Genomic DNA, 21,343 nt, shown 5'->3' with positions numbered 1-21,343 from the left:
CAGTATGGACCCGGCAGCGCCGCACGCTGGTCAATATTGCTCACGACAGGGAGTTCGACGGGATCATCGCAGTCCGCGGCAATGCTCTTTGCACCACGCTGGACGCCAAACGATGCCAACTATCGTGCAAGTTTATTTGGACCCTGGGCTCGTTGTCCGGACCTTTGATCCCCATATCTATTTGAGTCTGATCACCCCATCGGGGTTTGTTCGGAAGGGCCGCGACTTTCAACGAAAGGGGCCCGGCATGTTTAAATCTCAGCAATCTCGGGCGAGAGAAGCCAAGCACGGCGAACTGGCCGAGCACCCGCCCGATCCGGATGAGAACCGCTCGTATGGTGCAGCCCTTGCGGCCCAAGAAGAACGTGTTTTGCGGTGTCTGGGCGCGGCCATCATCATACGATGGAACGCCCTGCCGACGACGCTGCAACGGCCGATCTTCGACACTGCGGGGTCGGTCGGCAAGTTACTGGCGACATCGGCGCTCCGCAGCCAAATCGCCCGGTTTCTTCACAACCACAAGGATGATGCCGGTCGCGGCAAATTACCGGTGACAGAAGACTCGCCTGCCGATGCAAGATCAAGTGCCCTGGCGCTGTCGCGATGGGACAACGAGGGAGGAGCAGTCCACGACTGCCCGCCGATCTAGATGGACGCCGATAACAGGAGGACTCCCATGTCGCTTACACAGTTTCGAGTCGATGACGGACCACACGTCATGGATGGACTAAGGCTTCTCGCTCAGGATGGAAATGATTGCGTGGAAGCGTTTATTGGGCGGAAGGTGATGGACGTCTGGGCGGACTCCATCGAGCATGGTGGTGGGCGACAAAGCCTGTTTCGCGATCAATACAATGCGCTTGGCAGACTGAACCTTGCCGCACTTCAGCGGATCGTGAGCGCGAAATACCAGCGAGGCGCGGTATTCAACCGACAGCATCCCTTCGTCGAGGTTCTATTCTCCGACATTGCGGACAGCGGGGAGGCGCTGGATCTGAGTCAACTGGTTCGAGAGACGTTGCCACCGGCATTTCACAGGATGGCCTGAGTCTCTGATTCCGAGAATGCTGCGACGTTGGCAGCGTCGCCGCGGAACCCTCTCAAGCCTGGGCCGTTCCAGACTTGCAACAGTCGTCAAGAGTATTGAGGAGCCACCGGTGCGAATACTTATGGTCGAGGACGATCCACTTGTCCGCGAATTGGTGGTCGACGCTCTGCGCGAGGAAGGCTACGAGGTCTTTCACGCCTCCAATGGTGAGCAAGCGCTGGCATTGTGCAAGAGGCAGATCGCGGACGTTCTGGTCACCGACATCAGGCTGCCCGGCGGAGTTGACGGGTGGCAGATCGCCGAACGTTGTCGGGAGCATGATCCCCAGCTGCAGGTGATCTACGCGACCGGCTTCTCGCCCGTCGAGGCCCGTCCGGTGCCTGGCAGTCTCACCTTGCACAAGCCCTACCAACCCGACCGCATCGTCGAAGCGGTCAGACAAATGGGAAAAGAAAGACGGCCTCCTTCCATCAGCTGACGGCGCTCCTTGCGGTCCGTCGATCGCCAATAGCTGACTTGCAGACATCTGCGGTGTGGCTTCCGCTTCGCCAAGGAAATCATTCAATGCGCGCAAATCTGCCCATAGGCTCTACGTCCGCGAATGCTCAACCAAGCGGCAATTGGTTCGCCCGGCTGGCAGTTGCGACCTCGCGCATTTCCGGCCGACCGACGACCTTTCTGCTGGCAGTTGCCGTCGTACTCGTGTGGGCGATCACAGGTCCCTTATTCGGCTTCAGCGATACCTGGCAGCTCGTCATCAACACGGGGACGACAATCGTGACGTTCCTGATGGTCTTTCTGATCCAGGCAACGCAGAACCGCGACACGCTGGCCTTGCAGTTGAAACTCGACGAATTGATCCTGGCGACCAAGGCCGCAAGCAACCGCATTGCGGGCATCGAGGAGGCGTCGGATGAAGAAATCAAGCAAGCGAAAGTCGAGATGCTCGAGCGCGCCGGCTGATCCGGATCGGCTCGCAGGACCGGACATCTCCACTGCATTCAGGCCTCGCAAACCGGACCGCGGCCCGGCGACGTTGGAGGAACTGCACGATAAAGGGCGATTCAGGGAGTCCTGATGGCAGGCACAATCAAACGAAATAACGTTCGCGTTCGCGGCGCCGGCCACCGGACGATGATCTTCGCACACGGCTTCGGGTGCGACCAGAACATGTGGCGCTTTGTGGCTCCCGCGTTCGAAAAGGATTTCATGACCGTTGTGTTCGACCACGTCGGCGCCGGCGGCTCCGACCTTTCGGCCTACGACAGCGCCAAATATTCGACCCTGTCCGGCTACGCCAAAGACGTGGTCGAAATCGGCACGGAGCTCGGATTGAAGGATTCCGTCTTCGTGGGACATTCCGTCAGCAGCATGATCGGCGTGCTGGCCGCCCGACAAGCCCCCGGGATGTTCGGCAAGCTCGTGCTTATCGGTCCGTCACCCCGTTACATCGACGACGACGGATACGTTGGTGGGTTCAGCGCCCAGCAGATCGAGGAATTGCTCAGGTTTCTCGACTCGAACCACATGGGTTGGTCGATGCAGATGGCGCCGATGATCATGGGCAATCCCGATCGACCGGAACTGGGTCAGGAGCTAACCAATAGCTTCTGCAGCGCGGATCCCGAAATCGCCAAAGCGTTCGCCCGGGTGACCTTCACCTCCGACAACCGCGAAGACCTCGCGGAGGTCTCCCTTCCGACCCTCGTTCTCCAGTGCAGCGAGGATATTATCGCCCCTCCGGAGGTCGGCGAGTTTGTCGCCCGCAATATTCCCAACAGCCGGATGATCGTCCTGGACGCGACCGGGCATTGCCCAAATCTGAGCGCGCCGGAAGAGGTCATCGCGGCGATGCGACCTTTTGTCTAGTGCGCGCCTCCGATCCCCAGTTCAAGGACATGATCGACAATGCGCCCTGCGGTTACGTCACCCTGCAGCCGAACGGCCGGATCGAGTACGTCAACCTCACCTTCCTGGAATGGAGCGGACATACGGCGCCACAGATGATCGGGAAGCGCTTCAGCGATTTCCTGACCATGCCGGGCCGCATCTATTACGAAACCCATATCGCGCCGCTGCTCCGAATGCAGGGATCCTTCGACGAATTCGCCATCGACGTGTTGACCGCCGCCGGTACGCCGCTGCAGATGATCGCCAACGCGAACGAGCGCCGCGATCCGGAAGGAAGGCTGCTGCTCATCCGTCTAGCCCTGATCAAGGCGACGGATCGGCGGCGCTACGAGCACGAGCTTCTGGCCGCCCGAGAATTGGCGATTGGCGCCGAGAAGGCGACGCAAGAACTGCTGCGGCTCGAGCACGAAACCTCCGAGTTGCGCGAACAGTTCATCGCCGTGCTCGGTCACGATCTTCGCAATCCTCTCGCCTCCATTAGCGCCGGCGCGAGAATTCTCGACCGAACCGTCCATAGCGAAAAGGAACACCAGATCATCGCCATGATGCAGACCACGGTCATGCGAATGGCCTCGATGATCGACAACGTTCTCGACTTCGCGCGCGGTCGGCTGGGCGGCGGCATTACCCTGGAACGCGATGCAAGAGCGCCGCTCGAACCTGCCCTTGCCCAGGTGGTCGACGAACTGAGACTGGCCTCACCCGGCCGGGTCATCGAGACCGAATTTGCCATCCACGAGCCGGTGAACTGCGATCGCATCCGCATCGGCCAGCTCCTCTCCAACCTTCTCGGCAACGCGGTGACGCACGGGGCAACCGACAAACCCATCGTCGTTCACGCCGAGACGCGAAAGGGATCGTTCGAACTCTGGGTAGCCAATGCGGGTGAGGCGATTCCGGAAACGGTGATGGAGAAGTTGTTCGAACCGTTCTTCCGCGGCAAAGCTCGTGCGAGCAAGCAGGGGCTTGGATTGGGGCTCTACATCGCCTCTCAGATCGCAAAGGCCCATGGGGGCGCTTTGACCGTCGCATCGAACTCCGCTGGAACCCGCTTCACCTTCTCTATGCCTCTTTCGTAGCCTGCCAGCACTGGCCGTGCCCCGCCGGCGGTACGTCCTCAATCCATCACCAAGACGCTGCGATTATCCTTCGAGGACGTGCCCCAAAGCCTTTAGCGGACGGACGCGATCGCTGACGATCTTCAGGATGGCCAACATTGGAACGGCCAGGATCGCGCCAGGCACCCCCCACATCCAGAACCAGAACACCAGCGACAGGATGATCAGCACGGGATTCAGGGTGAAGCGTCGCGCAAGCAGCATGGGAGTCAGGGTCTCGCCCTCGGCGAGGTGGATGCAGAAGTAAAGAATCGCCGGCAGCAAGGCCCACCACAAGCTGTCGAAACTCAACATTCCGGCGAGCAGGAAGATGATGGTTCCCAACAACGGCCCGAGAATTGGAACGTAGTTGAGCAGGAAGGCAGCGGCTCCCCACAACAAGGGATCTCCAAGCCCGCAGAGGTACATCGCAGCCGCCGTCGCAATTCCCACCGCAGCATTCATGGCCGTGATCGTGAGCAGATAGGCCGATATGTCCGCTTCGATCTGCTGGAAGATGTCCACGGCCTGCCTCTTGTCGGCAAAATTCGGCAGCACCTCGACGATGCGTCGCAGAAAAATGTCGCCTGCGACCAGAAGGAAATAGAGCACCAGAACCGTCGTGAACAGGCCGTCGAGAACGGCGCGCGTTCCGGCAAAGAGCACGCCGGTCAGACCGAGATCGCGGCGAACCGAAACGGTGGGCTCCTTTTTCCCGGGAGAGTCCGCGACGTGCTCCGCCTGCTGGACAACCTTTTGCAGCGCTTCGATCGGGCGCTTCAGGACGACCAGATGAGTTTCCAGGCGCGGTAAGCCGTCCGGCAACTTCTCCGCCCACGACGCGGCGGGTACTGACAAGGCTGCCACGAAGCCCACGAGCGCTCCCACGACCAGCAGGATCGCCAAGAGCGCGCCGACGGCTCGGGGTAGGCCGATACGCTCGAGAAGATCCACGGCAGGTTGCAGAATGAGTTGCAACACGAACGCGAGCACCACGGGCAATATGATCGAGCTTGCCACGTATACGGCTGCCAGGACGGCCAATGTCAACAGGCTACCGAGAAAGAACGTCTGCGGACTGGACGGCAGCGGCATCTCGACATTGTCGACCGCCTGCGTTGGCAAGGCCCCCGATTCCGACGCGCCGGCGTCCTGCCCTGGCGACGTGGGGAGCTCCTGCGGCAACATCGAAAGCGAAACCAAGGGGTCTCCTCCATCCTCCACGCAAATCTGTCCTGCCGGCAGCCAGGTATCCCTGCGCGGTCATGGCGAGCGGTACTCGCCACCGCATCGCCGCATCCGACGGACTAGTGCAGGGTCTCGGCAGCGGCTTCGTCGATAGCCGCCATCAGATCTCGCGTGGCAGATTGCTGGATCATATGTCCGGCTCCGGCAATGCGGTGCAGCTTGCTCTGCTTGACCTCGTCATGCAGCCTGGCCGATTGCTCATCGATATCGATCAAACGATCATCCTCGCCCGCGAGTATGATCGTCGGCATGTCGAGTTCGCCGTAGGTCTTCGAAGAAGCAAATGCAGCGGGAACCATCAACGTCGATTCCGCCGCACTGGCGCGGAGCTGTGATGGCCGGACGGCCATTTCCTTCGGAAAGCCGGCGAATTTGCCGGGGACTGGTTGCGGGCCAAACACCTTGCGCAACATTGCCGGCCACATCAATCGACCCAGGATCGGTGAGACGGTGTAGCTGATGATATCGCCAAGCGCGGGTGTGGCGGGTAGAGATGAGGCCACTGCGTCGGCTCGCGCGCTCGGAAAATAGTATCCCGATGCCAGCACCAGCGCTTCGACGAAGGAAGGATGCCTTATCGCCAGCGCAATCGCGACCGACGCCCCCCACGAATGCCCGAGCACGATGGCTCGCTGAACGCCCAGCCCATCAAATGCCTTCCTGAACAGGTCCGCCTGTGCCTCCGGCGTCCAAACCACGTTTCGCGGCCGCAGGCTATGCCCGAATCCCGGTCGGTCGAAGACGATGACCCTGTAATTCTCGGCTGCCAGATCGATCAGGCCGCTCGACTCGAAATCCTGGATCATGCTGCCATTGCCGTGGAAGAGAACCAGCGGCCGGCCATTGCCGCGCTCCACATAGTGCAGCCGAACCCCGTCGACGTCGATGAACCGACCCCGTGGCGGGTTATCACGCTGCGCTTTATCGGCAAGATGCCGGTTCGCGATCGCCGTCGCCGCCACAAGGGTAGCGGCCCCAGCAAACGCGGCGATGGCGGGATATCGCCTGAAGGCGGCCAGACAGTCGGACAGGAATGCGGAAGAACGTGTTTGCGAAAAAGCCATGTGCAACACCTCAAGTGGTCTGCACGACGCCTCACGCCAATGAGAAATGTTGCAGGTGATGCTCAACGGGGACGAGCGAGCTTTCGTTCCACGCGGTCAATCGCAGCTTTGGGAACATAGAGACCTCGGTCCCGTTCAACATTGTTACTCTTCCCAAGGAGTGACTGGTCCAATGACTAACAAGAAGAACTCGAATGAGAAGCAGCCCGGCGAGAACCCCGATGGCAAGTACCACTTCAATCCCGGAAATATGGCAGGGAAAACGCCGGAGGATGCGGAGCAGACCGACAAAAATCGCGGCACGCCGCATGAGAAGGAAAAGCCAGCCGGTTAGCAGTGGTCGATGAGACCGCCAGCTGGCTGCGTTGCTGCGCCGACAGGAACAGATGCTGTGAGCAATTTTGCTCAGACTCAGACTGACGATCGTTTCACACTATCTTTGCCGTGCGGAGTGAGGCGGCGCGAATGATCGAAGCGTTTGTTCGCCAGATCGACGCCACGAGGCGTGCCAGTCCTGTCGGCTGGCGACGCTACCGCTTAATGGGACATGGAGCTCAAACTACCAAGCGAGAGGCTGCGCCATGCAAGACGTCGAGAAACGTGTCATCGGCAAGGTGATGTGGCGGCTCATTCCGTTCCTGATCCTGTGTTACTTCGTGGCTTATCTCGACCGGGTCAATGTCAGCTTTGCCAAGCTGCACATGAACGAGGCGCTCGGCTTGAGTGAAGCAGCCTTTGGATTGGGCGCAGGCCTGTTCTTCGTCGGTTATTTTCTGTTTGAAGTACCGTCCAACATCTTTCTGGAGAAGGTCGGCGCGCGCGTGTGGATCGCCCGCATCATGATCACGTGGGGGATCGTCTCGGCGGCCTTCGCGTTCATCCCATCGATATCGGCGGCGACCGGAATTCCGACGACGGGCGTCTTCTACTCGCTCCGTCTGCTGCTCGGCGCCTGCGAGGCAGGCTTCTTTCCGGGCATCATCTTCTATTTGACCCTGTGGTTCCCGGCGGTTTACCGCGCCAGGGTCATCAGCCTGTTCATGCTGGCGATCCCGATATCATCCATCATCGGATCGCCAATCTCCGGGATGCTGCTAGGCCTGACCGGCTGGGGACTGGACGGCTGGCAGTGGCTGTTCATTCTCGAGGCGCTGCCATCGGTTCTGGTGGGCATCGGCGTCCTGATCTACCTGACCGATTTGCCGCGCCAGGCGCGTTGGCTGCAACGGGATGAAATTGCGTGGCTGGAGAACGTGCAGGCGACCGAGAAGCTGAACAAGGAAAAGGTCGAGCACCTGTCCCTGGAGCAGGCGCTCACGGATCCGCGCATTCTCATGTGCGCGTTGGTGTATTTCTGCCTGAATGCCGCAAGCTACGGAGTGGCGTTCTTCCTGCCGACCATCATCAAGGGGTTTGGCGTCAGCGATACCCAGACCGGATTGCTTGCGGCGCTGCCCTTTGTCTTCGGCGCCGTGGGCATGGTGCTGCTCGGTCGTCATTCGGATCGGACCATGGAACGAAAGGGTCACGTCGCGGTGGCACTGCTCATGGCCGCGATTGGAATCGGATTGGCAGGGTTCGTCTCAAACGCCGTCGTCGTCATGGCGCTGCTTTGTTTTGCACAGATCGGCGTCTCCGCGGTACCCCCGATGTTCTGGCCGCTGCCGGCGAGTTTCCTGACGGGCGCATCGGCCGCCGCCGGCATTGCCGCGATCAACTCGCTCGGAAATCTTTCGGGTTTCGCCGGTCCCTACGCGATGGGCTATCTGAAGGATCTGACCGGCAACTTTACCGCCGGCCTTCTCCTGCTGGCGGGGTGCGCGCTGGCGGGCGCGATCGTTGTCGTGATGTTGCGGATTGATGCAAGGCGCGAGCATTTGTCAGGTGAGATCGCGATGGCGCACTAATGCGCGAATCGTCATACGCCCCTAAAATGAGGGACGTCTTCGTTCGGCAGCAGTGAAAGCGTGCCGAACGAAGTGGAGCGAGCCTGCAGCCGACATGTTGAGATAACGGACGCCGCCGCATTCGGTCGGGCCGCGCCCCGCTCAGTCACGCTGCTTCGTCTTGCTCAGCGTCCAGGTTGATGACGGCTTTCGCAAGCTTGGTCAGCGCGGCGTCAGTCGCACGTTCCTGGTCGAGGGTCTGCTGGAGCAACTTGACCGACTTGGTGTAACCGAGTTCCTCGGCCCAGGTACGAAGCGTGCCGTAGCGGCTCATCTCGTAGTGTTCGACGGCCTGCGCAGCGGCGAGCAACCCGGCATCGTGGGCGGGCATGCCCTCGTACTCGTCCATGATCTCCTGCCCTTCCTTCGCGATACCCACGATGGCATCACAGGTCTTGCCCTGGGGCTTCTTGTCGATTTCGGCGAACACCTGCTCCAGGCGCTCGATCTGACCTTCGGTCTCGCCAAGGTGTTTCTCGAAAGCGGCCTTGAGGTCGGCATGCTGCGCAGCCTTCATCATTTTCGGCAGGGTCGCGAGAATCTTCTTCTCGGCGAAATAGACGTCCTTGAGAGTGTCGTGAAACAGGTCTTCGAGCTTCTTCATTTTCGCCATGGTCCATCTCCGCGATGTGGGGGGGATTGTGGGAGGCAATCCCGCGCATCCGGCTAAGTTCCTCAAGCGTCAGTTGACGAGTCGTCGCAACCTCCGGCGCGATACGCGACCGCGTTCCCGGCAACTGAAGCGCTACCTAGCCGCCGCGGAACTCCACTTACGCTGCGGCGCGAGGAACTAACACGGCGACGAGAGATTGGGCTCCCACCTGAACACTGGAGAAAACTATGAAACGTTCACTTCTGCTCATTTGCATTGGATTATTGGCGGCCACCACGGCTTCGGCGCAAAATCCGCCCGCGCAGTCGGGGCCGAACAACAGCGCCGTCAATAGCCCCGGTCAAAACAACTCCAACGCTCCCGTCGCCGGTCGTAACAGTTTCACCGAAGGACAAGCCAAGTCGAAGATCGAGGATGCCGGCTACACCAACGTCACCGAGTTGAAGAAGGACGACAATGGTGTCTGGCGCGGCAAGGCGAGCAAGAGCGGCTCAGTCGCTGCGGTCAGCGTCGATTTTCAGGGCAACGTCAATAGCGCCAAGTAATAGCGCGAAGTAAGGAAGGCTCAGCATGACCGTTACAATTTCTCGTCTTTACGACAACCACAATGATGCCCAGCAGGCTGTTCGACGCCTGGAAGCCGCAGGCGTGCCGCACTCGGACATCAGCATCGTCGCCAACAATTCAGACAGCTGGTTCAACACCGACAAGAAGGTGGACCGCGACGGCGATGGGGTCGACGATCGCGCCGAGGGTGCCGGGACAGGCGCCGGCATTGGTGCGGGCGTGGGTGGCACGGCCGGCCTTCTTGCCGGGCTCGGCCTGCTGGCGATCCCCGGCCTCGGGCCCGTTGTCGCAGCCGGCTGGCTGGCCGCGACGGCGGTCGGCGCAGCCGCAGGTGCAGCTACCGGCGGAATTGTCGGAGCGCTGACGCAGGCTGGCGTTTCGGAAGAGGAAGCGCACTCCTATGCCGAGGGCGTCCGTCGTGGCGGCACGCTGGTGTCCGCACGCGTGGCCGATGCAGACCAGTCTCGCTTCGATGCAATATTGAACGAGTCGGCCATCAACCTGCGTGACCGCAGCGCTGCCTGGCAAAAGGCCGGGTGGAAATCATTCGATCCGGCCAGCAAGCCCTACGGCGCCGAGGAGATTCGCAAGGAGCGGCAGCAATACGGTGGCGCGCTTCGCTAGGCAACATTCAAAGGCCCGCTCCGGCGGGCCTTTTCTTTCGACCTACGTGGAGAAACTCTTTCGAAGCAAAACCCCTGGAATGGATCTCAGATCGATGGAGCCGGAACGAAAAGCCCGGCCGCGAGGGCCGGGCTGATCGGAAGTATGATTTCAAGTCAGGCAATTCAAGAATAGAGCGCGGGTAGACTGCGCTGTCTGTTCAAATAGGCACACAACGCGGGCGGGGGCATGCGGCACATCTGTGCCCATCCGAGTTGGGCCTCCACACGCCGAATGAGCAATTTGGTACAGCCGCCCAGCGATCGACATGCTTGGCTTCCTCAAGCTATCTCGATCCTCTCAGTCAAAGGCGACATCATGGACATCTCCCGGGAGACAAAGGCGACCGCGCGCTCCGTTCTGTGGGGTGCTGTGGCTGGGGCAATCGCCCTGGCGATCGTTGGATTCAATTGGGGCGGCTGGGTGACCGGTGGGTCCGCAGGGACCCTCGCTGCAAGCCGCGCTGCGACGGCCGTCGTCGCAGCTCTCACACCCATCTGCGTTGAAAAATTTCGACAGGCTGCCGATGCCTCGGCGAACCTGACCGAAATGAAGAAGACGACCTATATATCGGACCAGGGCAAGTTCGTTGAAAAGGGAGGTTGGGCCACGATGCCGGGAAGCACCGAGGCAAATTCGGCCGTTGCAAGGGCTTGTGCCGAATCGCTCGGCCGCGAAAAAGCGGTTGAGCAACGCGGATAGCCGACCAACCTGCGCAGGGCGATCTGTGCAATTTCTCGGGGTGTCCATACCTTGGAAGTCCCCCCCTTCGGGCCGGAATTCCCTGATGTGATTTCCGTTCCCGATTTCGCGCGCTGCGCCTTCCACGAAGTGGACATTCTGCTAATATTACGGAGTATTACACTCAGGGAACGAGAGCGCCGACTTGGCAAAGCCTGCGAAGGACAAGTTTGATCCCAAGACCTTCCTCGCCAAGGTTGGGGCAGGAAAATCGTTCTCAAAGCTTGGCAAGGGTCAGAACGTGTTCGTGCAGGGAGATGTCGCGGACGCGGTTTTCTACATTCAAAAAGGAAAGATCAAGCTCACGGTCGTTTCCGACCAGGGCAAGGAAGCCGTCGTCGGGATGTTGGAGCCGGGACAATTCTTTGGTGAAGGTTGTCTCAACGGCCAGCCATTGCGTATCGCGACGACTACGGCAATGGAAGACAGCATCATCACTAGAATATCGAAACTGGCAATGATTTCAGCGCTCGAAGGCAGGCCCAAGTTCTCCCAATTGTTCATGGCGTACCTGCTCACGCGCAATAGCCGAATCGAAGAAGATCTGATCGACCAACTATTCAACTCCAGCGAAAAACGTCTGGCGCGGCTGTTGCTTCTGCTCGCGAATTTCGGCAAGGAAACCAGCCCGCAGCCTATTGGGGTCAAGATCAGTCAGGAAACACTTGCCGAAATGATCGGCGCGACCCGATCGCGGGTTAGTTTCTTCATGAATAAATTCCGCAGGCTTGGCTTCATCAGCTACAATGGAAAAATCGAGGTCCATAGCTCGCTCCTGAACGCCGTTCTGATTGAGAAGTCGGAGCTGGGCCGGAAGGACTGACCGGCGCGCGACCGGTCGATTGATCGACTGCAGATGCGTGGCATCGCCATTTGGAGGTCGGGCACGTCGGCCCCCTCGCCGGTCTTTGGCATTCGCCCTCTCGCTGGATCGCTGCGATGCTGATCGCGATCCAGTATGGTTGTCATTTGGTATGATCGCGGCAGCATCGCTGCCGAGCGCGATCGAGATCGAGATCAAGCCGAGGGAAGTCGCTTCAAGGTCGATCAAGCAAGGTGATGCGCTGAATGCATTCAGCATACAGATCACGCATCGAGACGATTCCGCCGAACGAACACGGCGAGGACGGTCGGCCGACGTTTCAATTCGAAGGCACCTCAGACCGGTCTTACCTCGCGTGCCCGGCATCAGGGCGCGTGAGCAGGTGGGGACCAACAAGTGGCGCGTCCAAGAGTGAGCAAAATTGCACAGCGACCGCGAGCTGGATGTGATCGGATGACGCCGGGCGTCGCGGGCCGCCCCCGCGCCGTTCGGGCGGCCCGAGATCTCGACCAGTGCCGAACTCGGGCCGCTCTTGTTTGGCTTGGCGCAGGAGCGCGAGAAGCAGGACGGACCGCTGAAGCGTGATCGATCATGGAAGCGCGCGATCTGTAATGAAATTGTTGGCCGCAGATCCGCGGAACCTGAAAGGTCGATATGACGCTAAAGATCAAAGAGCATACCTGCCCTGGATGCAGCGGAACGGGCTTCGCTCCGGTGATGCAGCCGGTGGAACCGGGCCGAAAGATCTACCCAGCGAAATGCCAGTCATGCAAAGGCAAGGGCAGGATCACGGACGCCGACTAAGGCAAGGCTCATTCCTATCCGCTCGCGGCGCGTATGTCGGAGTGCGCAGGCCGGCCGGCGCGGGCCGATCACGGAAATTGATTCCGCCAAGCCTCGTTCTTCCGCTCACATGCGCTGCCTGGCACCACCGCGCCCCTCAGCCGTTATCGGTGTACAAGATGGAAGCAAAGCGGATGTCGTCCGATAAGATATCGATGCCGGTTTGGAATGAAAAGCACTTGCGTGCTGCGACCGACGCCGCCGGCGTGGCCTTGTGGGCCTGGAACGTGGATACGGACGCTATTACGATGGACGAACGCGCCTACGACCTGTGGGACGTTCCGAAGAGTGAAAAACACATCACATTCGAGATCTTGTCCAGGAACATCCATCCTGCTGATCTGGAACGAGTCAGGTCTGCGTTTGCCGCTACTCGCGCAATAGTAGGCGCTTACGAGATTGACTTTCGCATCTTGTTCGACGGCGACATCCGTTGGATCTCCGCGCGCGGGCAAGGCGACGATGCGGACATCGCCGATCGAACCATGTTTGGCATCTTCCTCGATGTTACCCAACGCAAGCAAGCCGAAGAAGCGAACGAGTTGCTTGCCGGTGAGATGAGCCATCGCGTGAAGAACCTTCTGACTATCGCGACCGCGCTTACTCAATTTACATCGCGTTCGGCCGCAACCAAAGAAGACATGGCCCACGAGCTAACAAATCGGCTGATGGCCTTGGGACGTGCACAGGATCTCATTCGCCCCATACCGGGAAGGAAGAGCGAAGGAGCGCTTCTTGGTGACCTCGTCTCCATCTTGCTCGCGCCTTACGACGAAAGAGAGGCGAGCGTCCGCATTCGCGTTTCGGTGCCGAAGATGAATGTCGGCGAGATGTCGAGTACAACGCTCGCTCTTGTGCTGCACGAACTGGCAACGAACTCGGCGAAATACGGTTCGCTATCGCTGGCAAGCGGCACCTTGGACGTGTCGTGCAATGCCCATGGCGACGAAGTCGTCGTGACCTGGACCGAGCGGGGCGGCCCGCCTCTTAAGGCTCCCGCAAGGCTCGATGGCTTTGGAAGCAAATTGGTGCAGCGGAGCATGGCGGCCCAACTCGGTGGCTCCATCGCATTCGACTGGTCGGAAGAGGGGCTGGTCGTTACGCTGATCATGAGCAAAGATCGCCTGGCAAGGTGAGGAACCTTGAGACCTTCGCACAGTAGCGTCCGGCGCAACGCGGAGCCTGGAAGACAGAGATCAGGTCCGCGTTCCGGAGTGGCTGACACTTCCGGGAGACTGCATGGGGCGGCCTCGCACAATGCCCATCCGCTCGACCTCTGCGGCCAGCGCCTGCGCCTAACCCGGCAATCCGCCCGAAAGGCCAGCCCGGGACGCTGCGGATATGCCGCTTCCCGTGGACGACGCCAAGGCGTCGCCCACCATGCCACAGCAACCGCAACACGAAGCACAACAGTTTCAAGCCGCAATTCCAATTGACCGCACCGGCTCGCGCATGCCGGAGAGCAGCCAGAACGCTTCGCTCCCGGGCGAGACCAACTTGGAAAGGTGGGCGACAAGGAGATGCGCATGAATATGTTCGAGATTACGATCGCACGCATCGAGGTGATTCTGCCGAATGAACGTGGCGAGGACATTCGCCTGACGTTTCAGTTCGAAAGCCGTCAGACCAGTTTTACCTTGCCAATTTTCCTGAAGTCTTGCGAATTCGACGATACCGAGATCGTCAGGGTAGCCCGAAGCCAATTACACGACGTTTTCGCGCAGCTTTGCAGCCAGTGCGAGGATTGGCAGCTGACAGAGGACGAGCGTCGCGAGCTCGCAAGGATAAGCGTGCGGCCTGGCGTCAAGGCGCAGGAGTAGCTCGGGAACAAAAGCAGCTATTGAACTGGATGTATGCTCCTGAGATCAGCTGGCCGCGCCCTAGCATTTCATCGCGTTTATGAGCTCGGAAATCTCGATCATTGCGAAATTCGAGAATGTGTCGGACACGGCATATGGCAGGATGATCTGGTTATTGTGCCGCATCCCGCCGCACGTATAAACGACGTTAGGGACGTATCCTTCACGCTCGGATGGTTCAGGCCGCAATAGCGGCTCGCGCGAACGTGCCAGCACCTTGGATGGGTCGTGCTTGTCGAGCAGCGCCGCACCGATCGAGTACTTGCGGACCGGGCCGACACCGTGCGTCAGCAGCAGCCAACCCTCATCGAGTTCGATCGGCGACCCGCAATTGCCGATCTGGACGAACTCCCAGGGAAACTGCGGTTTCAAAATGGCTTGACCGCCATCCCACGTGTGGAGGTCGTCTGAATAGATTAGATAGAGGTTCTCATTGTCCTGCCTCGCGATCATGGCATACTGGCCGCCGATCTTGCGCGGGAACAGTGCCATTCCCTTGTTCCGAGCCGCAGCCCCTCGCAGGGGCGCCAGTCGAAACGACGTGAAATCACTGGTCTCGATTAATTCGGAGCGGATGGCTCGACCGCTGTAAGCGGTATAGGTCGCGTAATACGTCTTTCGATCGCCGTCGCTGAATTCGACAAAGCGCGCGTCCTCTATGCCGTTCGATTGGGATTCTGTGACGGGAAAGATGACGCGCTCGGTCAGGTCTTCTTCGGGCTTGAAAATCAGCTCGACACGCTCGCCGTCCGGCCCCGATATGCGATGGCAAATCCTCGGAATCGACGCGAGCCGAGCCGTCGGATCAACGGCCAGACTGCCGTCAGCCGCGATGGTCCCGGTTCGAAACGTCAGTGACGATACATGCCCTTCGCCTATGGCACGGAGACTGAGGATAAAGCGCACGCCGCCCTTCGGCGCCCCCGATTGATCGGGATGCGCCACGATGCTGGGGTTGAACAAGGCAGAGGCTTCGAATGAATACTCATTGAGGAAATAGGCGCCGACCAGCTGGCGCTGCTTCTTTGAGAAGACGCCATGCGTCGCGAAAGCGTCCTCCATTTCGTCCGCGCGGGCCTCGAATCTTTCCAACAGGTTGCGATGTCGCCCCTTGAAATTGTCCAGCACGTCCGCGAGCTGAGCGGCAACGGCTTCCTGATCGAGTGCAAGAACTCGCTCGACGATATGATTTGCGCGCATCTTGTCGGTGGGGTTGAGATCGCGCGGTTCAGTCGCCGGCTTGAATGGCCGCACGATAACTCGCGCGGGATCGGGACGCAGATGAAGCGCCTGCCGGTTCAGGAAGGTAGCTTGTGACACGGTATCCTCAGGTCGCTGGATGAAAGGGAAATTCAAACACCCACGGCGCGTAAGGCCGTGGGCTTGTTCAGGCTGGTGTTGACGCGCGCGAGCTGACGAATCTCCGCAAGTCCAAGCAAATAGCAGACGACCGACTCGCCTCCACGGTTTTCGTTGGCGCGATCGGGATGCAATCCATCGCGGCAGCTCCCGGTGTGCGGATCGACCAGTGCCACGGACAGATCATTGCTGCCCAGAAACCAGCCGAAGGCGCGCATGGCCATGGTTTTCCACTCGGCATCGCCGTCCGCACGCCACGCCGTCAGGCAGGCAGCGATCGTTGCCGTGGCTTCCACGGGTTGCTGATCGAAGGCGCGGGGATGTTGCCGCTGTTCGCCGAAGCTGCCGGTGCCCACCGGCCGGAAATGACCTGCCACGCTCGTCTGCTGCGTCATCAGCCAGCGCAATGAGCGCAATCCCGCATCGCGGTATTGCGGCGTTTGAGTCGTCATCCCTGTCAGCATCAAGGCTTGCGGCAATCGCGCGTTGTCGTAAGCGAGCCCTTCCTCGAACCACACCCAGTCCGGCGTCTCTACCGACGCCAGACAGGACATCAACCTGTCAGCAAGCGCGTGCCGGACTTCCCTTGCATGGAGATCATCCGGAGCAACAGTGCAATAAGCGTCCAGACCTAGCAGCATGAACGCCCACGCGCGGGGCGAGCTGAAGCTCTCGGCCGTCGACAAAGCCTGGGCGAACAAATCCGTGGCCCACCTGCGCCGCGACGGGCTTGCGTCTCCGCGCGCCGCCTCGCCCAATGCCCATAGCGTCCGCCCGTGACTGTCTTCCGAGCCTCTGTCCTCGAGCCAGGTTCGATTGAAGCCCATGAAGTTGCGAAATCGCCTGATGTCGGGATTCCACGCATGCTGCACGAATGCTGCAAAGCGGGTCGTCAGGATTTCCGGCAACGCCTGTTCGCCGGGATTGTTGAGGGCGCAGGCCAAGAGTAACGCCCGGGCATTGTCATCGACGCAATAGCCGTGCGAGCGATCCGGCACCGACTGAACCGCGTGCTGGAACAAGCCGATGTCGTCGCACATCGTCATGAAATGGCCGATCTGCATGACGGGCGCAGCGGGGCCGCGTGGTTCCGGCGCGCCGGAATCGGGACGCGCAAAGACCTTGAGCCGATGACCCTGCCGCGCGGCCTCGAAGGCGGACATGTAACGCTCGGCCGTGCGTTCCCACGTCATCATCCGGCTCATGGCGTATGCGCGTTGGCCCATCTCTTGCCGGCGCGCGTCGTCGGTGAGCAGCTTGGCGATCTCACCGCCGATCGCCGCCGCATCGCCGAATGGTACCAGAACTCCGCATCCGTCAGTAAGCAGCTCGCGTGCGTGCCAGTAGGGCGTCGACACCACCGCCTTCCCGAGCCCAAAACTGTAAGCCAAGGTTCCAGAGGTCATCTGGGCCTCATTGAGATAGGGCGTGACATAGACGTCGCACATAGAGATGAATTCGAGCAGCGTGGCCTGGTCCACGAACCGGTCGAGGAACACCACGTGGTCCTCGACGCCCAGCTCGCGGACCCGCGCCATCAGACTTTCGCGATAGGCTTCGCCCTGGTCTCGAACCAGATTGGGGTGCGTTGCGCCGAGCACGACATACACCGCATTCGCGCGGTGTTTCAAAATCGAGGGCATTGCATCGATCATGACTTCGACGCCTTTGTTGGGGGACAGCAGCCCGAACGTCAGAATGACCGACTTGCCGTCAAATCCGAGCCTGGCCTTCGCCGCATCGGGCCCGGCAAAGGCGACATCGGGAATGCCGTGAGCGATCACCTCGATCTTGTCGTCCGGCACGAGGTAGACGCTGCGCAGTAGCTCGCGGGCCTTGTTAGCCATCACCACCACCTTCGACGACGCATCGACGATGCGCTCCATGACCGCGCGTTGCTTGGCTGACGGGTTGGCCAATACGGTATGAAGCGTCGTCACGACCGGCATGGTCAGGCGCGCCAGCAGCGGGAGGATATGGGCGCCGGCTTCGCCGCCGAAAATGCCGAATTCGTGCTGCAGGCACACGGTATCGAATCGGCCGGCATTCAGGAAATCCGCTGCACGCAGGTAGTCTTCGACATTGTCGTCCTTGATCTGGAAAGCGACCGCCGGCGGATAGTCGTAGGCCTGGCCGCGATCGGTCATCGCCACGATGCAGGTTTCCAGATCAGGGCGTGACGCCGATATCGCTCTCTGCAGGTCCGTCGTGAAGGTTGCGATTCCGCAACGGCGAGGCAGCGAGTTGCCGATAAGGGCGATGCGGCGGAGCGACGTCATGTCTGTGCCTCGATGATCTTGCCCGATTTCCTGGAGCCCGTACCGGTGGATGCATCGGGAGACTTGGTCGCTCGTCCGGTGCAGTCCTGCAGCAGCGAAACCATGGGATCCGGTCCCGGATAGGCGACCAAGCCGCTCATTCCGTCCAGGCCAATCGCGATGCCGGCGCTGTCGGCCTCAATGAAGATCGCGTCACCGACGGTCGCATCCGTATGCCCGATGCGCGCCTTCCCCTCGATCACAAGCATCCAGGTTTCCCGGTCGGCATCGAGCGCCCACTGCGAATTGGCCTGGAAATCGACCCGCTCGAGCACGAATTGTGGGCTCGCGACGAGAATTCTTCGTGCGTCCGTGAGACGCCGCGGAGCGGATTGAGCCTGGGATGGCCCGGCGTCGGAAGCGGCCACCGCGTCGTCTTCGTGCAGCTCGCGGTGCCTGCCAAAGTCGAACAGGCGGAATGTCGTATCGCTGCGTTGCTGAATCTCGGCGAGCACGATACCGGCGCCGATGGCGTGGATTGTGCCGCCGGGGACGCAGATGAAGTCGCCCTTCGCAACAGGGCGCCATTGCACGAGACCGGCGATCGAGCCGTCCCTGATCGCTGCGCGCAACGCCTGCGGCGTGAGGCGCCGCGTCAGTCCCAGCGCTACCCGCGCGCCCGGCGCTGCTGACAGGATGTACCATGCCTCGGTCTTCCCGTTCGGCAGATCGATGGCGTGCGCGAACTCATCGTTGGGGTGGACCTGGATCGACAGAGGTTGGCTGGTAAACAGGAGCTTGAGCAGCAGGGCGGAGCCTGGTGCATCTTTATCGATGCGCTCGAACCACAACTCCCCGACGGGGTCGCCCGAAACGTCGATGCAGCTCCATGGTCGGATGTCTGCGCCCCCCCATGGTTTGCGCGCAACCTGCACCGAGGCATGTTCGATGGTCATAGATTGTCCTTACCCTTGACGCGCATCTCGAAGCGACTGCTGTTGGTCGGTGCGGTCGGTAAGATCTGGCGTGGCTAAAAAAAACGTCGCGCTCGCGACGCGCGCTGTCACCGCGATCGGATCGTGTCCTCCATCAGGTGGCTACTCCGGCATCCGATAACAACCTTTGCGCGTTCATAAAGACGGGCGTGCCTTCATCAATGTTCGTTGCCGTTCGCGTCATTCTTGTGCTTGTGCAGAAATCGCGCGATCTGCCCACGAAGCTCCGCCGTCTCCAGCAACTTGCCGACCGATCAAGCAGTGTCGAAGATCTCCCGCTGCAACGTCGTCGGCAGAGCGTTCCATTGCATGATGACAGCCGCGCCAAGACACCGCAGAACGCGTTCCTCTTCGCTTGCAAGGGCCGCGCCGCGAGATTGGTCCGGGCCTATGACATGAACTGCGTCGTGGTAGTCGTCCGCCAGTCTCTGCTCGTTATCAGCAAGCGAGACGAGGCGGTCCTGCAGTTCCTGAAGTTTGCGGCCTTCATCCAGATCGGTCGAACCCTTGACCCGTTCGCCGTATTTGGCCGCTTCTGCACGATATTGTTTAGACTTGAACATGTCCGGCCTTTCATAGGCGCAGCCATCCATTACGATCAAACTCGATAGTCGACCAGAACAGACACGGCGGCGTTGCCGCAAAATCCGAGTTGCTGTTGCAAAGCGGCAGCGACGCGTCGACAGCGCGCTCCTCGACTAAGGTCGCCGTCTCTTTGTCCAGCTGCCTTTCCGCACAACATTCACGCCGATCATCCCGCAACGTTTTCTTTCTGCCGAGGCGAAAACCGTCTGCCCGCCGTTTGCTCTGGCGCGGCAGCACAGCTGTTCCCTCAGGCTTCGAGCTTGTCGAACTCGTCAGGCAGCAGGATCTGGCCTCGCGGCGTGCAGATCCGCACGTCCATATAGCCTTCCTGCAAGAGCTCCCGCGCCTTCTTCAAGGCGGCAGCCACCGTGTCGCGACTCAGATTGACGCGGCCGGCTCCATTGTGGCCGCCAACCAGGTATTGCATTCGTGTTGCGCTATCCACGCGGGACAACCGCTGCAAATACCAGGAGCACAGGAACAGCAGGAAGATCACCGGCGACACGATCCAGTCGGCTGCCAAACGAGATCGAGACATCCACGCTCCTCTTCCTTTCTTTCGGCGGGAGCGTTCGTTACCCTCAGTCACCGGTGAAAGCCGCAGGATGGGCGGTGATGAGCAACTCTACGCTTACGTCCTGGGAATAGCGAGCGCTAAAACGTCGAGGAACAGCAGCAAGATCGAATTTGCAGGGCTCTCCGCCTCGGAGTGCCGGGCGATGCTTCTTGCACAAAGCGACGAGGTCATCGAGTGATGCGAGTCGTTGGCTCGAATTCGAAGTCCGGAGCAGCTTCCACGAACGTCCCGAATGGCGATTGAGGTTCGCTCCACAACCAAGCAACTGTTCTGCGCCTCCCTGATCTATCGAAATAGGGACCCCACAGCATTGAGGCTGCCTCCGTTGGCGGTCGTCGCCCTCGCCGTACCCGCAGAGTTGAATTGAATCGTTCACTCCCATGAGGCGACGACGAAACAAAGTCAGACTTCTCAGCCGGCACGTGCTATGAGCCATGAAGAGATTGTTCGTGGCGCTGATCGTTGCAGGGTCGCCACCACAGCCCAGACGATCAACCCGTCGACTGCTCCGGAAGAGGAGCCTTCCTTGCGCGAATTAGGCCGCCCGCGCCGAACAGAAGGCGGATGATGCCGGTGGCCCTAGAGAACGCTGCTGGGACTGAGGCACCAATGGGCGCGACATTGAGATACGCCCGTGAAACCATCGGACGGGTTTGCAAAGCCCTAAGCGGGCGCCTTCCTGCCCTCAACCGAGCGCCTAATGAGGTCCGCTAACCGTTCCAAGCCGTATGTCGAGGCCGGAGACCATAGGATGAGTGACGATCGGGAACTTCATCGCGCTGCCAAAGCGAACCGAGAGCGCCTTGCGGTCGCGCATCGCGAGGTGGTCTTGCAAGAAGAGGCAAAAAATGCCGTTGATATTCGCGAAAACATGGCGCGCCTCAAGAAACTGAGATTGGCCAAGGAAGCACAAGAGACTCGAACGCAAATCTCCAAAGCAAACCAGCGCCCGGCGCCTAGGCCGGGACGATCCAGATAAAGCTGATTCAGTTAGCGGGACTTCCTGTTCAGTTTCGCCTTTCGCCGCCTAGCGGATCGTCGTCGCAATGGGGGCAGACGTAGCGCTCCCCGCCTCTGATGGCCTCGTCGCGCTTCATCGTCCGCCCGCAGTGAGGACACGGCTTCCGGATTTGGTGCTGCAGCGAC

The 21,343-nt window shown here is 60.3% G+C and carries 24 protein-coding genes; 15 read left to right on the top strand and 9 right to left on the bottom strand.

From position 1 onward, the window contains the following. Positions 1–112: 112 nt before the first annotated feature. The 6 genes from AAFG16_RS10190 (at position 113) to AAFG16_RS10165 (ending at position 4,038) form a co-directional block, all read left to right on the top strand. Complete coding sequence (locus AAFG16_RS10190) at positions 113–649, top strand: hypothetical protein (RefSeq protein WP_342739029.1); 537 nt, start codon at positions 113–115, stop codon at positions 647–649. Between the two features lie 27 nt (positions 650–676). Next, positions 677–1,048, top strand: coding sequence for a hypothetical protein (locus AAFG16_RS10185; RefSeq protein ID WP_038959677.1), 372 nt, complete (start codon positions 677–679; stop codon positions 1,046–1,048). 121 nt (positions 1,049–1,169) lie between these two features. Then, the gene (locus AAFG16_RS10180; RefSeq protein ID WP_035632832.1) at positions 1,170–1,526 is read left to right on the top strand and encodes a response regulator; all 357 of its coding nucleotides are present in this window, start codon (positions 1,170–1,172) and stop codon (positions 1,524–1,526) included. A gap of 86 nt (positions 1,527–1,612) precedes the next feature. Beyond that, positions 1,613–2,011 (top strand): low affinity iron permease family protein, encoded by a 399-nt coding sequence (locus tag AAFG16_RS10175; RefSeq protein WP_039153463.1) that lies wholly within the window; start codon positions 1,613–1,615, stop codon positions 2,009–2,011. Positions 2,012–2,125: 114 nt separating this feature from the next. Continuing rightward, a complete protein-coding gene (locus tag AAFG16_RS10170; RefSeq protein ID WP_038959680.1) occupies positions 2,126–2,917 on the top strand; it encodes an alpha/beta hydrolase in 792 nt (263 codons plus the stop codon). After that, positions 2,917–4,038: a PAS domain-containing sensor histidine kinase gene (locus AAFG16_RS10165; RefSeq protein ID WP_220003319.1), complete on the top strand. Its 1,122-nt coding sequence runs from the start codon at positions 2,917–2,919 to the stop codon at positions 4,036–4,038. Before AAFG16_RS10170 ends, AAFG16_RS10165 begins: the two co-directional genes overlap by 1 nt. A 63-nt stretch (positions 4,039–4,101) precedes the next feature. On the opposite strand, the gene AAFG16_RS10160 is transcribed toward AAFG16_RS10165, so the two are convergent. Together AAFG16_RS10160 and AAFG16_RS10155 are read right to left on the bottom strand one after the other, a co-directional pair. After that, a complete protein-coding gene (locus AAFG16_RS10160; RefSeq protein WP_342739028.1) occupies positions 4,102–5,280 on the bottom strand; it encodes an AI-2E family transporter in 1,179 nt (392 codons plus the stop codon). A gap of 83 nt (positions 5,281–5,363) precedes the next feature. Continuing rightward, positions 5,364–6,368 carry an alpha/beta hydrolase gene (locus AAFG16_RS10155; protein ID WP_038959683.1) on the bottom strand — a complete coding sequence of 335 codons (1,005 nt, stop codon included), beginning with the start codon at positions 6,366–6,368 and terminating at the stop codon, positions 5,364–5,366. A 172-nt stretch (positions 6,369–6,540) separates the two neighbouring features. On the opposite strand from AAFG16_RS10155, the gene AAFG16_RS10150 reads away from it, so the two are divergent. Both AAFG16_RS10150 and AAFG16_RS10145 read left to right on the top strand, forming a co-directional pair. Beyond that, positions 6,541–6,702, top strand: a complete 162-nt coding sequence (locus AAFG16_RS10150) for a hypothetical protein (RefSeq protein WP_342739027.1) — start codon at positions 6,541–6,543, stop codon at positions 6,700–6,702. 283 nt (positions 6,703–6,985) lie between these two features. Continuing rightward, on the top strand, positions 6,986–8,275 hold the full coding sequence (locus AAFG16_RS10145) for an MFS transporter (protein WP_342739026.1): 1,290 nt from the start codon (positions 6,986–6,988) through the stop codon (positions 8,273–8,275). A 145-nt stretch (positions 8,276–8,420) separates the two neighbouring features. On the opposite strand, the gene AAFG16_RS10140 is transcribed toward AAFG16_RS10145, so the two are convergent. After that, positions 8,421–8,927 carry a ferritin-like domain-containing protein gene (locus tag AAFG16_RS10140; RefSeq protein WP_039153471.1) on the bottom strand — a complete coding sequence of 169 codons (507 nt, stop codon included), beginning with the start codon at positions 8,925–8,927 and terminating at the stop codon, positions 8,421–8,423. 227 nt (positions 8,928–9,154) lie between these two features. Between AAFG16_RS10140 and AAFG16_RS10135 the strand changes: the two genes are divergently transcribed. The 6 genes from AAFG16_RS10135 to AAFG16_RS10110 all read left to right on the top strand — a co-directional run bounded on the left by AAFG16_RS10135 (position 9,155) and on the right by AAFG16_RS10110 (position 14,384). Then, the gene (locus tag AAFG16_RS10135; protein ID WP_014493211.1) at positions 9,155–9,472 is read left to right on the top strand and encodes a hypothetical protein; all 318 of its coding nucleotides are present in this window, start codon (positions 9,155–9,157) and stop codon (positions 9,470–9,472) included. A gap of 25 nt (positions 9,473–9,497) precedes the next feature. After that, a complete protein-coding gene (locus AAFG16_RS10130; protein ID WP_248888994.1) occupies positions 9,498–10,118 on the top strand; it encodes a general stress protein in 621 nt (206 codons plus the stop codon). 357 nt (positions 10,119–10,475) lie between these two features. After that, complete coding sequence (locus AAFG16_RS10125; protein ID WP_342739025.1) at positions 10,476–10,859, top strand: hypothetical protein; 384 nt, start codon at positions 10,476–10,478, stop codon at positions 10,857–10,859. A 184-nt stretch (positions 10,860–11,043) separates the two neighbouring features. After that, on the top strand, positions 11,044–11,721 hold the full coding sequence (locus AAFG16_RS10120) for a Crp/Fnr family transcriptional regulator (RefSeq protein WP_342739024.1): 678 nt from the start codon (positions 11,044–11,046) through the stop codon (positions 11,719–11,721). Positions 11,722–12,698: 977 nt separating this feature from the next. After that, positions 12,699–13,700 carry a sensor histidine kinase gene (locus tag AAFG16_RS10115; protein ID WP_038959690.1) on the top strand — a complete coding sequence of 334 codons (1,002 nt, stop codon included), beginning with the start codon at positions 12,699–12,701 and terminating at the stop codon, positions 13,698–13,700. Positions 13,701–14,090: 390 nt separating this feature from the next. After that, positions 14,091–14,384 (top strand): hypothetical protein, encoded by a 294-nt coding sequence (locus AAFG16_RS10110; RefSeq protein ID WP_225895068.1) that lies wholly within the window; start codon positions 14,091–14,093, stop codon positions 14,382–14,384. 60 nt (positions 14,385–14,444) lie between these two features. Here the strand turns inward: AAFG16_RS10110 and AAFG16_RS10105 are convergent, their stop codons facing one another. From AAFG16_RS10105 to AAFG16_RS10080, 6 genes are all read right to left on the bottom strand, one after another. Next, a complete protein-coding gene (locus tag AAFG16_RS10105) occupies positions 14,445–15,743 on the bottom strand; it encodes a glycoside hydrolase family 130 protein (protein WP_342739023.1) in 1,299 nt (432 codons plus the stop codon). Between the two features lie 32 nt (positions 15,744–15,775). After that, complete coding sequence (locus AAFG16_RS10100) at positions 15,776–18,061, bottom strand: glycosyltransferase family 4 protein (RefSeq protein WP_342739022.1); 2,286 nt, start codon at positions 18,059–18,061, stop codon at positions 15,776–15,778. Further along, a complete protein-coding gene (locus tag AAFG16_RS10095; RefSeq protein ID WP_342739021.1) occupies positions 18,058–18,996 on the bottom strand; it encodes a class I mannose-6-phosphate isomerase in 939 nt (312 codons plus the stop codon). Before AAFG16_RS10095 ends, AAFG16_RS10100 begins: the two co-directional genes overlap by 4 nt. 293 nt (positions 18,997–19,289) lie before the next feature. Then, entirely contained in the window at positions 19,290–19,598 is a 309-nt protein-coding gene (locus AAFG16_RS10090) for a hypothetical protein (RefSeq protein WP_228749548.1), read from the bottom strand. A 10-nt stretch (positions 19,599–19,608) separates the two neighbouring features. Further along, a complete protein-coding gene (locus AAFG16_RS10085) occupies positions 19,609–19,857 on the bottom strand; it encodes a hypothetical protein (RefSeq protein WP_162136847.1) in 249 nt (82 codons plus the stop codon). A gap of 10 nt (positions 19,858–19,867) precedes the next feature. Then, positions 19,868–20,158 carry a hypothetical protein gene (locus tag AAFG16_RS10080; protein ID WP_228749549.1) on the bottom strand — a complete coding sequence of 97 codons (291 nt, stop codon included), beginning with the start codon at positions 20,156–20,158 and terminating at the stop codon, positions 19,868–19,870. A 790-nt stretch (positions 20,159–20,948) separates the two neighbouring features. Here AAFG16_RS10080 and AAFG16_RS10075 point away from each other — a divergent pair. Further along, complete coding sequence (locus AAFG16_RS10075; RefSeq protein ID WP_220003155.1) at positions 20,949–21,176, top strand: transcriptional regulator; 228 nt, start codon at positions 20,949–20,951, stop codon at positions 21,174–21,176. Positions 21,177–21,343: the final 167 nt, after the last annotated feature.

The organism is Bradyrhizobium sp. B117 (genome assembly GCF_038969555.1).
GTDB lineage: Bacteria > Pseudomonadota > Alphaproteobacteria > Rhizobiales > Xanthobacteraceae > Bradyrhizobium.
The sequence above is the reverse complement of the archived record's forward strand: the minus strand, read 5'-3'. Positions and strand labels throughout refer to the sequence as shown.

What these genes read in the sequence shown, in the direction of transcription:
- AAFG16_RS10180 (WP_035632832.1), top strand. Translation starts at nt 1,170, where the DNA reads ATGGTCGAGGACGATCCACTTGTCCGCGAATTGGTGGTCGACGCTCTG.
- AAFG16_RS10125 (WP_342739025.1), top strand. Translation starts at nt 10,476, where the DNA reads ATGGACATCTCCCGGGAGACAAAGGCGACCGCGCGCTCCGTTCTGTGG.
- AAFG16_RS10115 (WP_038959690.1), top strand. Translation starts at nt 12,699, where the DNA reads ATGTCGTCCGATAAGATATCGATGCCGGTTTGGAATGAAAAGCACTTG.
- AAFG16_RS10170 (WP_038959680.1), top strand. Translation starts at nt 2,126, where the DNA reads ATGGCAGGCACAATCAAACGAAATAACGTTCGCGTTCGCGGCGCCGGC.
- AAFG16_RS10140 (WP_039153471.1), bottom strand. Translation starts at nt 8,927, where the DNA reads ATGGCGAAAATGAAGAAGCTCGAAGACCTGTTTCACGACACTCTCAAG.
- AAFG16_RS10175 (WP_039153463.1), top strand. Translation starts at nt 1,613, where the DNA reads ATGCGCGCAAATCTGCCCATAGGCTCTACGTCCGCGAATGCTCAACCA.
- AAFG16_RS10130 (WP_248888994.1), top strand. Translation starts at nt 9,498, where the DNA reads ATGACCGTTACAATTTCTCGTCTTTACGACAACCACAATGATGCCCAG.
- AAFG16_RS10080 (WP_228749549.1), bottom strand. Translation starts at nt 20,158, where the DNA reads ATGTCTCGATCTCGTTTGGCAGCCGACTGGATCGTGTCGCCGGTGATC.
- AAFG16_RS10150 (WP_342739027.1), top strand. Translation starts at nt 6,541, where the DNA reads ATGACTAACAAGAAGAACTCGAATGAGAAGCAGCCCGGCGAGAACCCC.
- AAFG16_RS10090 (WP_228749548.1), bottom strand. Translation starts at nt 19,598, where the DNA reads ATGTTCAAGTCTAAACAATATCGTGCAGAAGCGGCCAAATACGGCGAA.
- AAFG16_RS10145 (WP_342739026.1), top strand. Translation starts at nt 6,986, where the DNA reads ATGTGGCGGCTCATTCCGTTCCTGATCCTGTGTTACTTCGTGGCTTAT.
- AAFG16_RS10185 (WP_038959677.1), top strand. Translation starts at nt 677, where the DNA reads ATGTCGCTTACACAGTTTCGAGTCGATGACGGACCACACGTCATGGAT.
- AAFG16_RS10110 (WP_225895068.1), top strand. Translation starts at nt 14,091, where the DNA reads ATGAATATGTTCGAGATTACGATCGCACGCATCGAGGTGATTCTGCCG.
- AAFG16_RS10190 (WP_342739029.1), top strand. Translation starts at nt 113, where the DNA reads ATGCCAACTATCGTGCAAGTTTATTTGGACCCTGGGCTCGTTGTCCGG.
- AAFG16_RS10075 (WP_220003155.1), top strand. Translation starts at nt 20,949, where the DNA reads ATGAGTGACGATCGGGAACTTCATCGCGCTGCCAAAGCGAACCGAGAG.
- AAFG16_RS10155 (WP_038959683.1), bottom strand. Translation starts at nt 6,368, where the DNA reads ATGGCTTTTTCGCAAACACGTTCTTCCGCATTCCTGTCCGACTGTCTG.
- AAFG16_RS10100 (WP_342739022.1), bottom strand. Translation starts at nt 18,061, where the DNA reads ATGACGTCGCTCCGCCGCATCGCCCTTATCGGCAACTCGCTGCCTCGC.
- AAFG16_RS10135 (WP_014493211.1), top strand. Translation starts at nt 9,155, where the DNA reads ATGAAACGTTCACTTCTGCTCATTTGCATTGGATTATTGGCGGCCACC.
- AAFG16_RS10095 (WP_342739021.1), bottom strand. Translation starts at nt 18,996, where the DNA reads ATGACCATCGAACATGCCTCGGTGCAGGTTGCGCGCAAACCATGGGGG.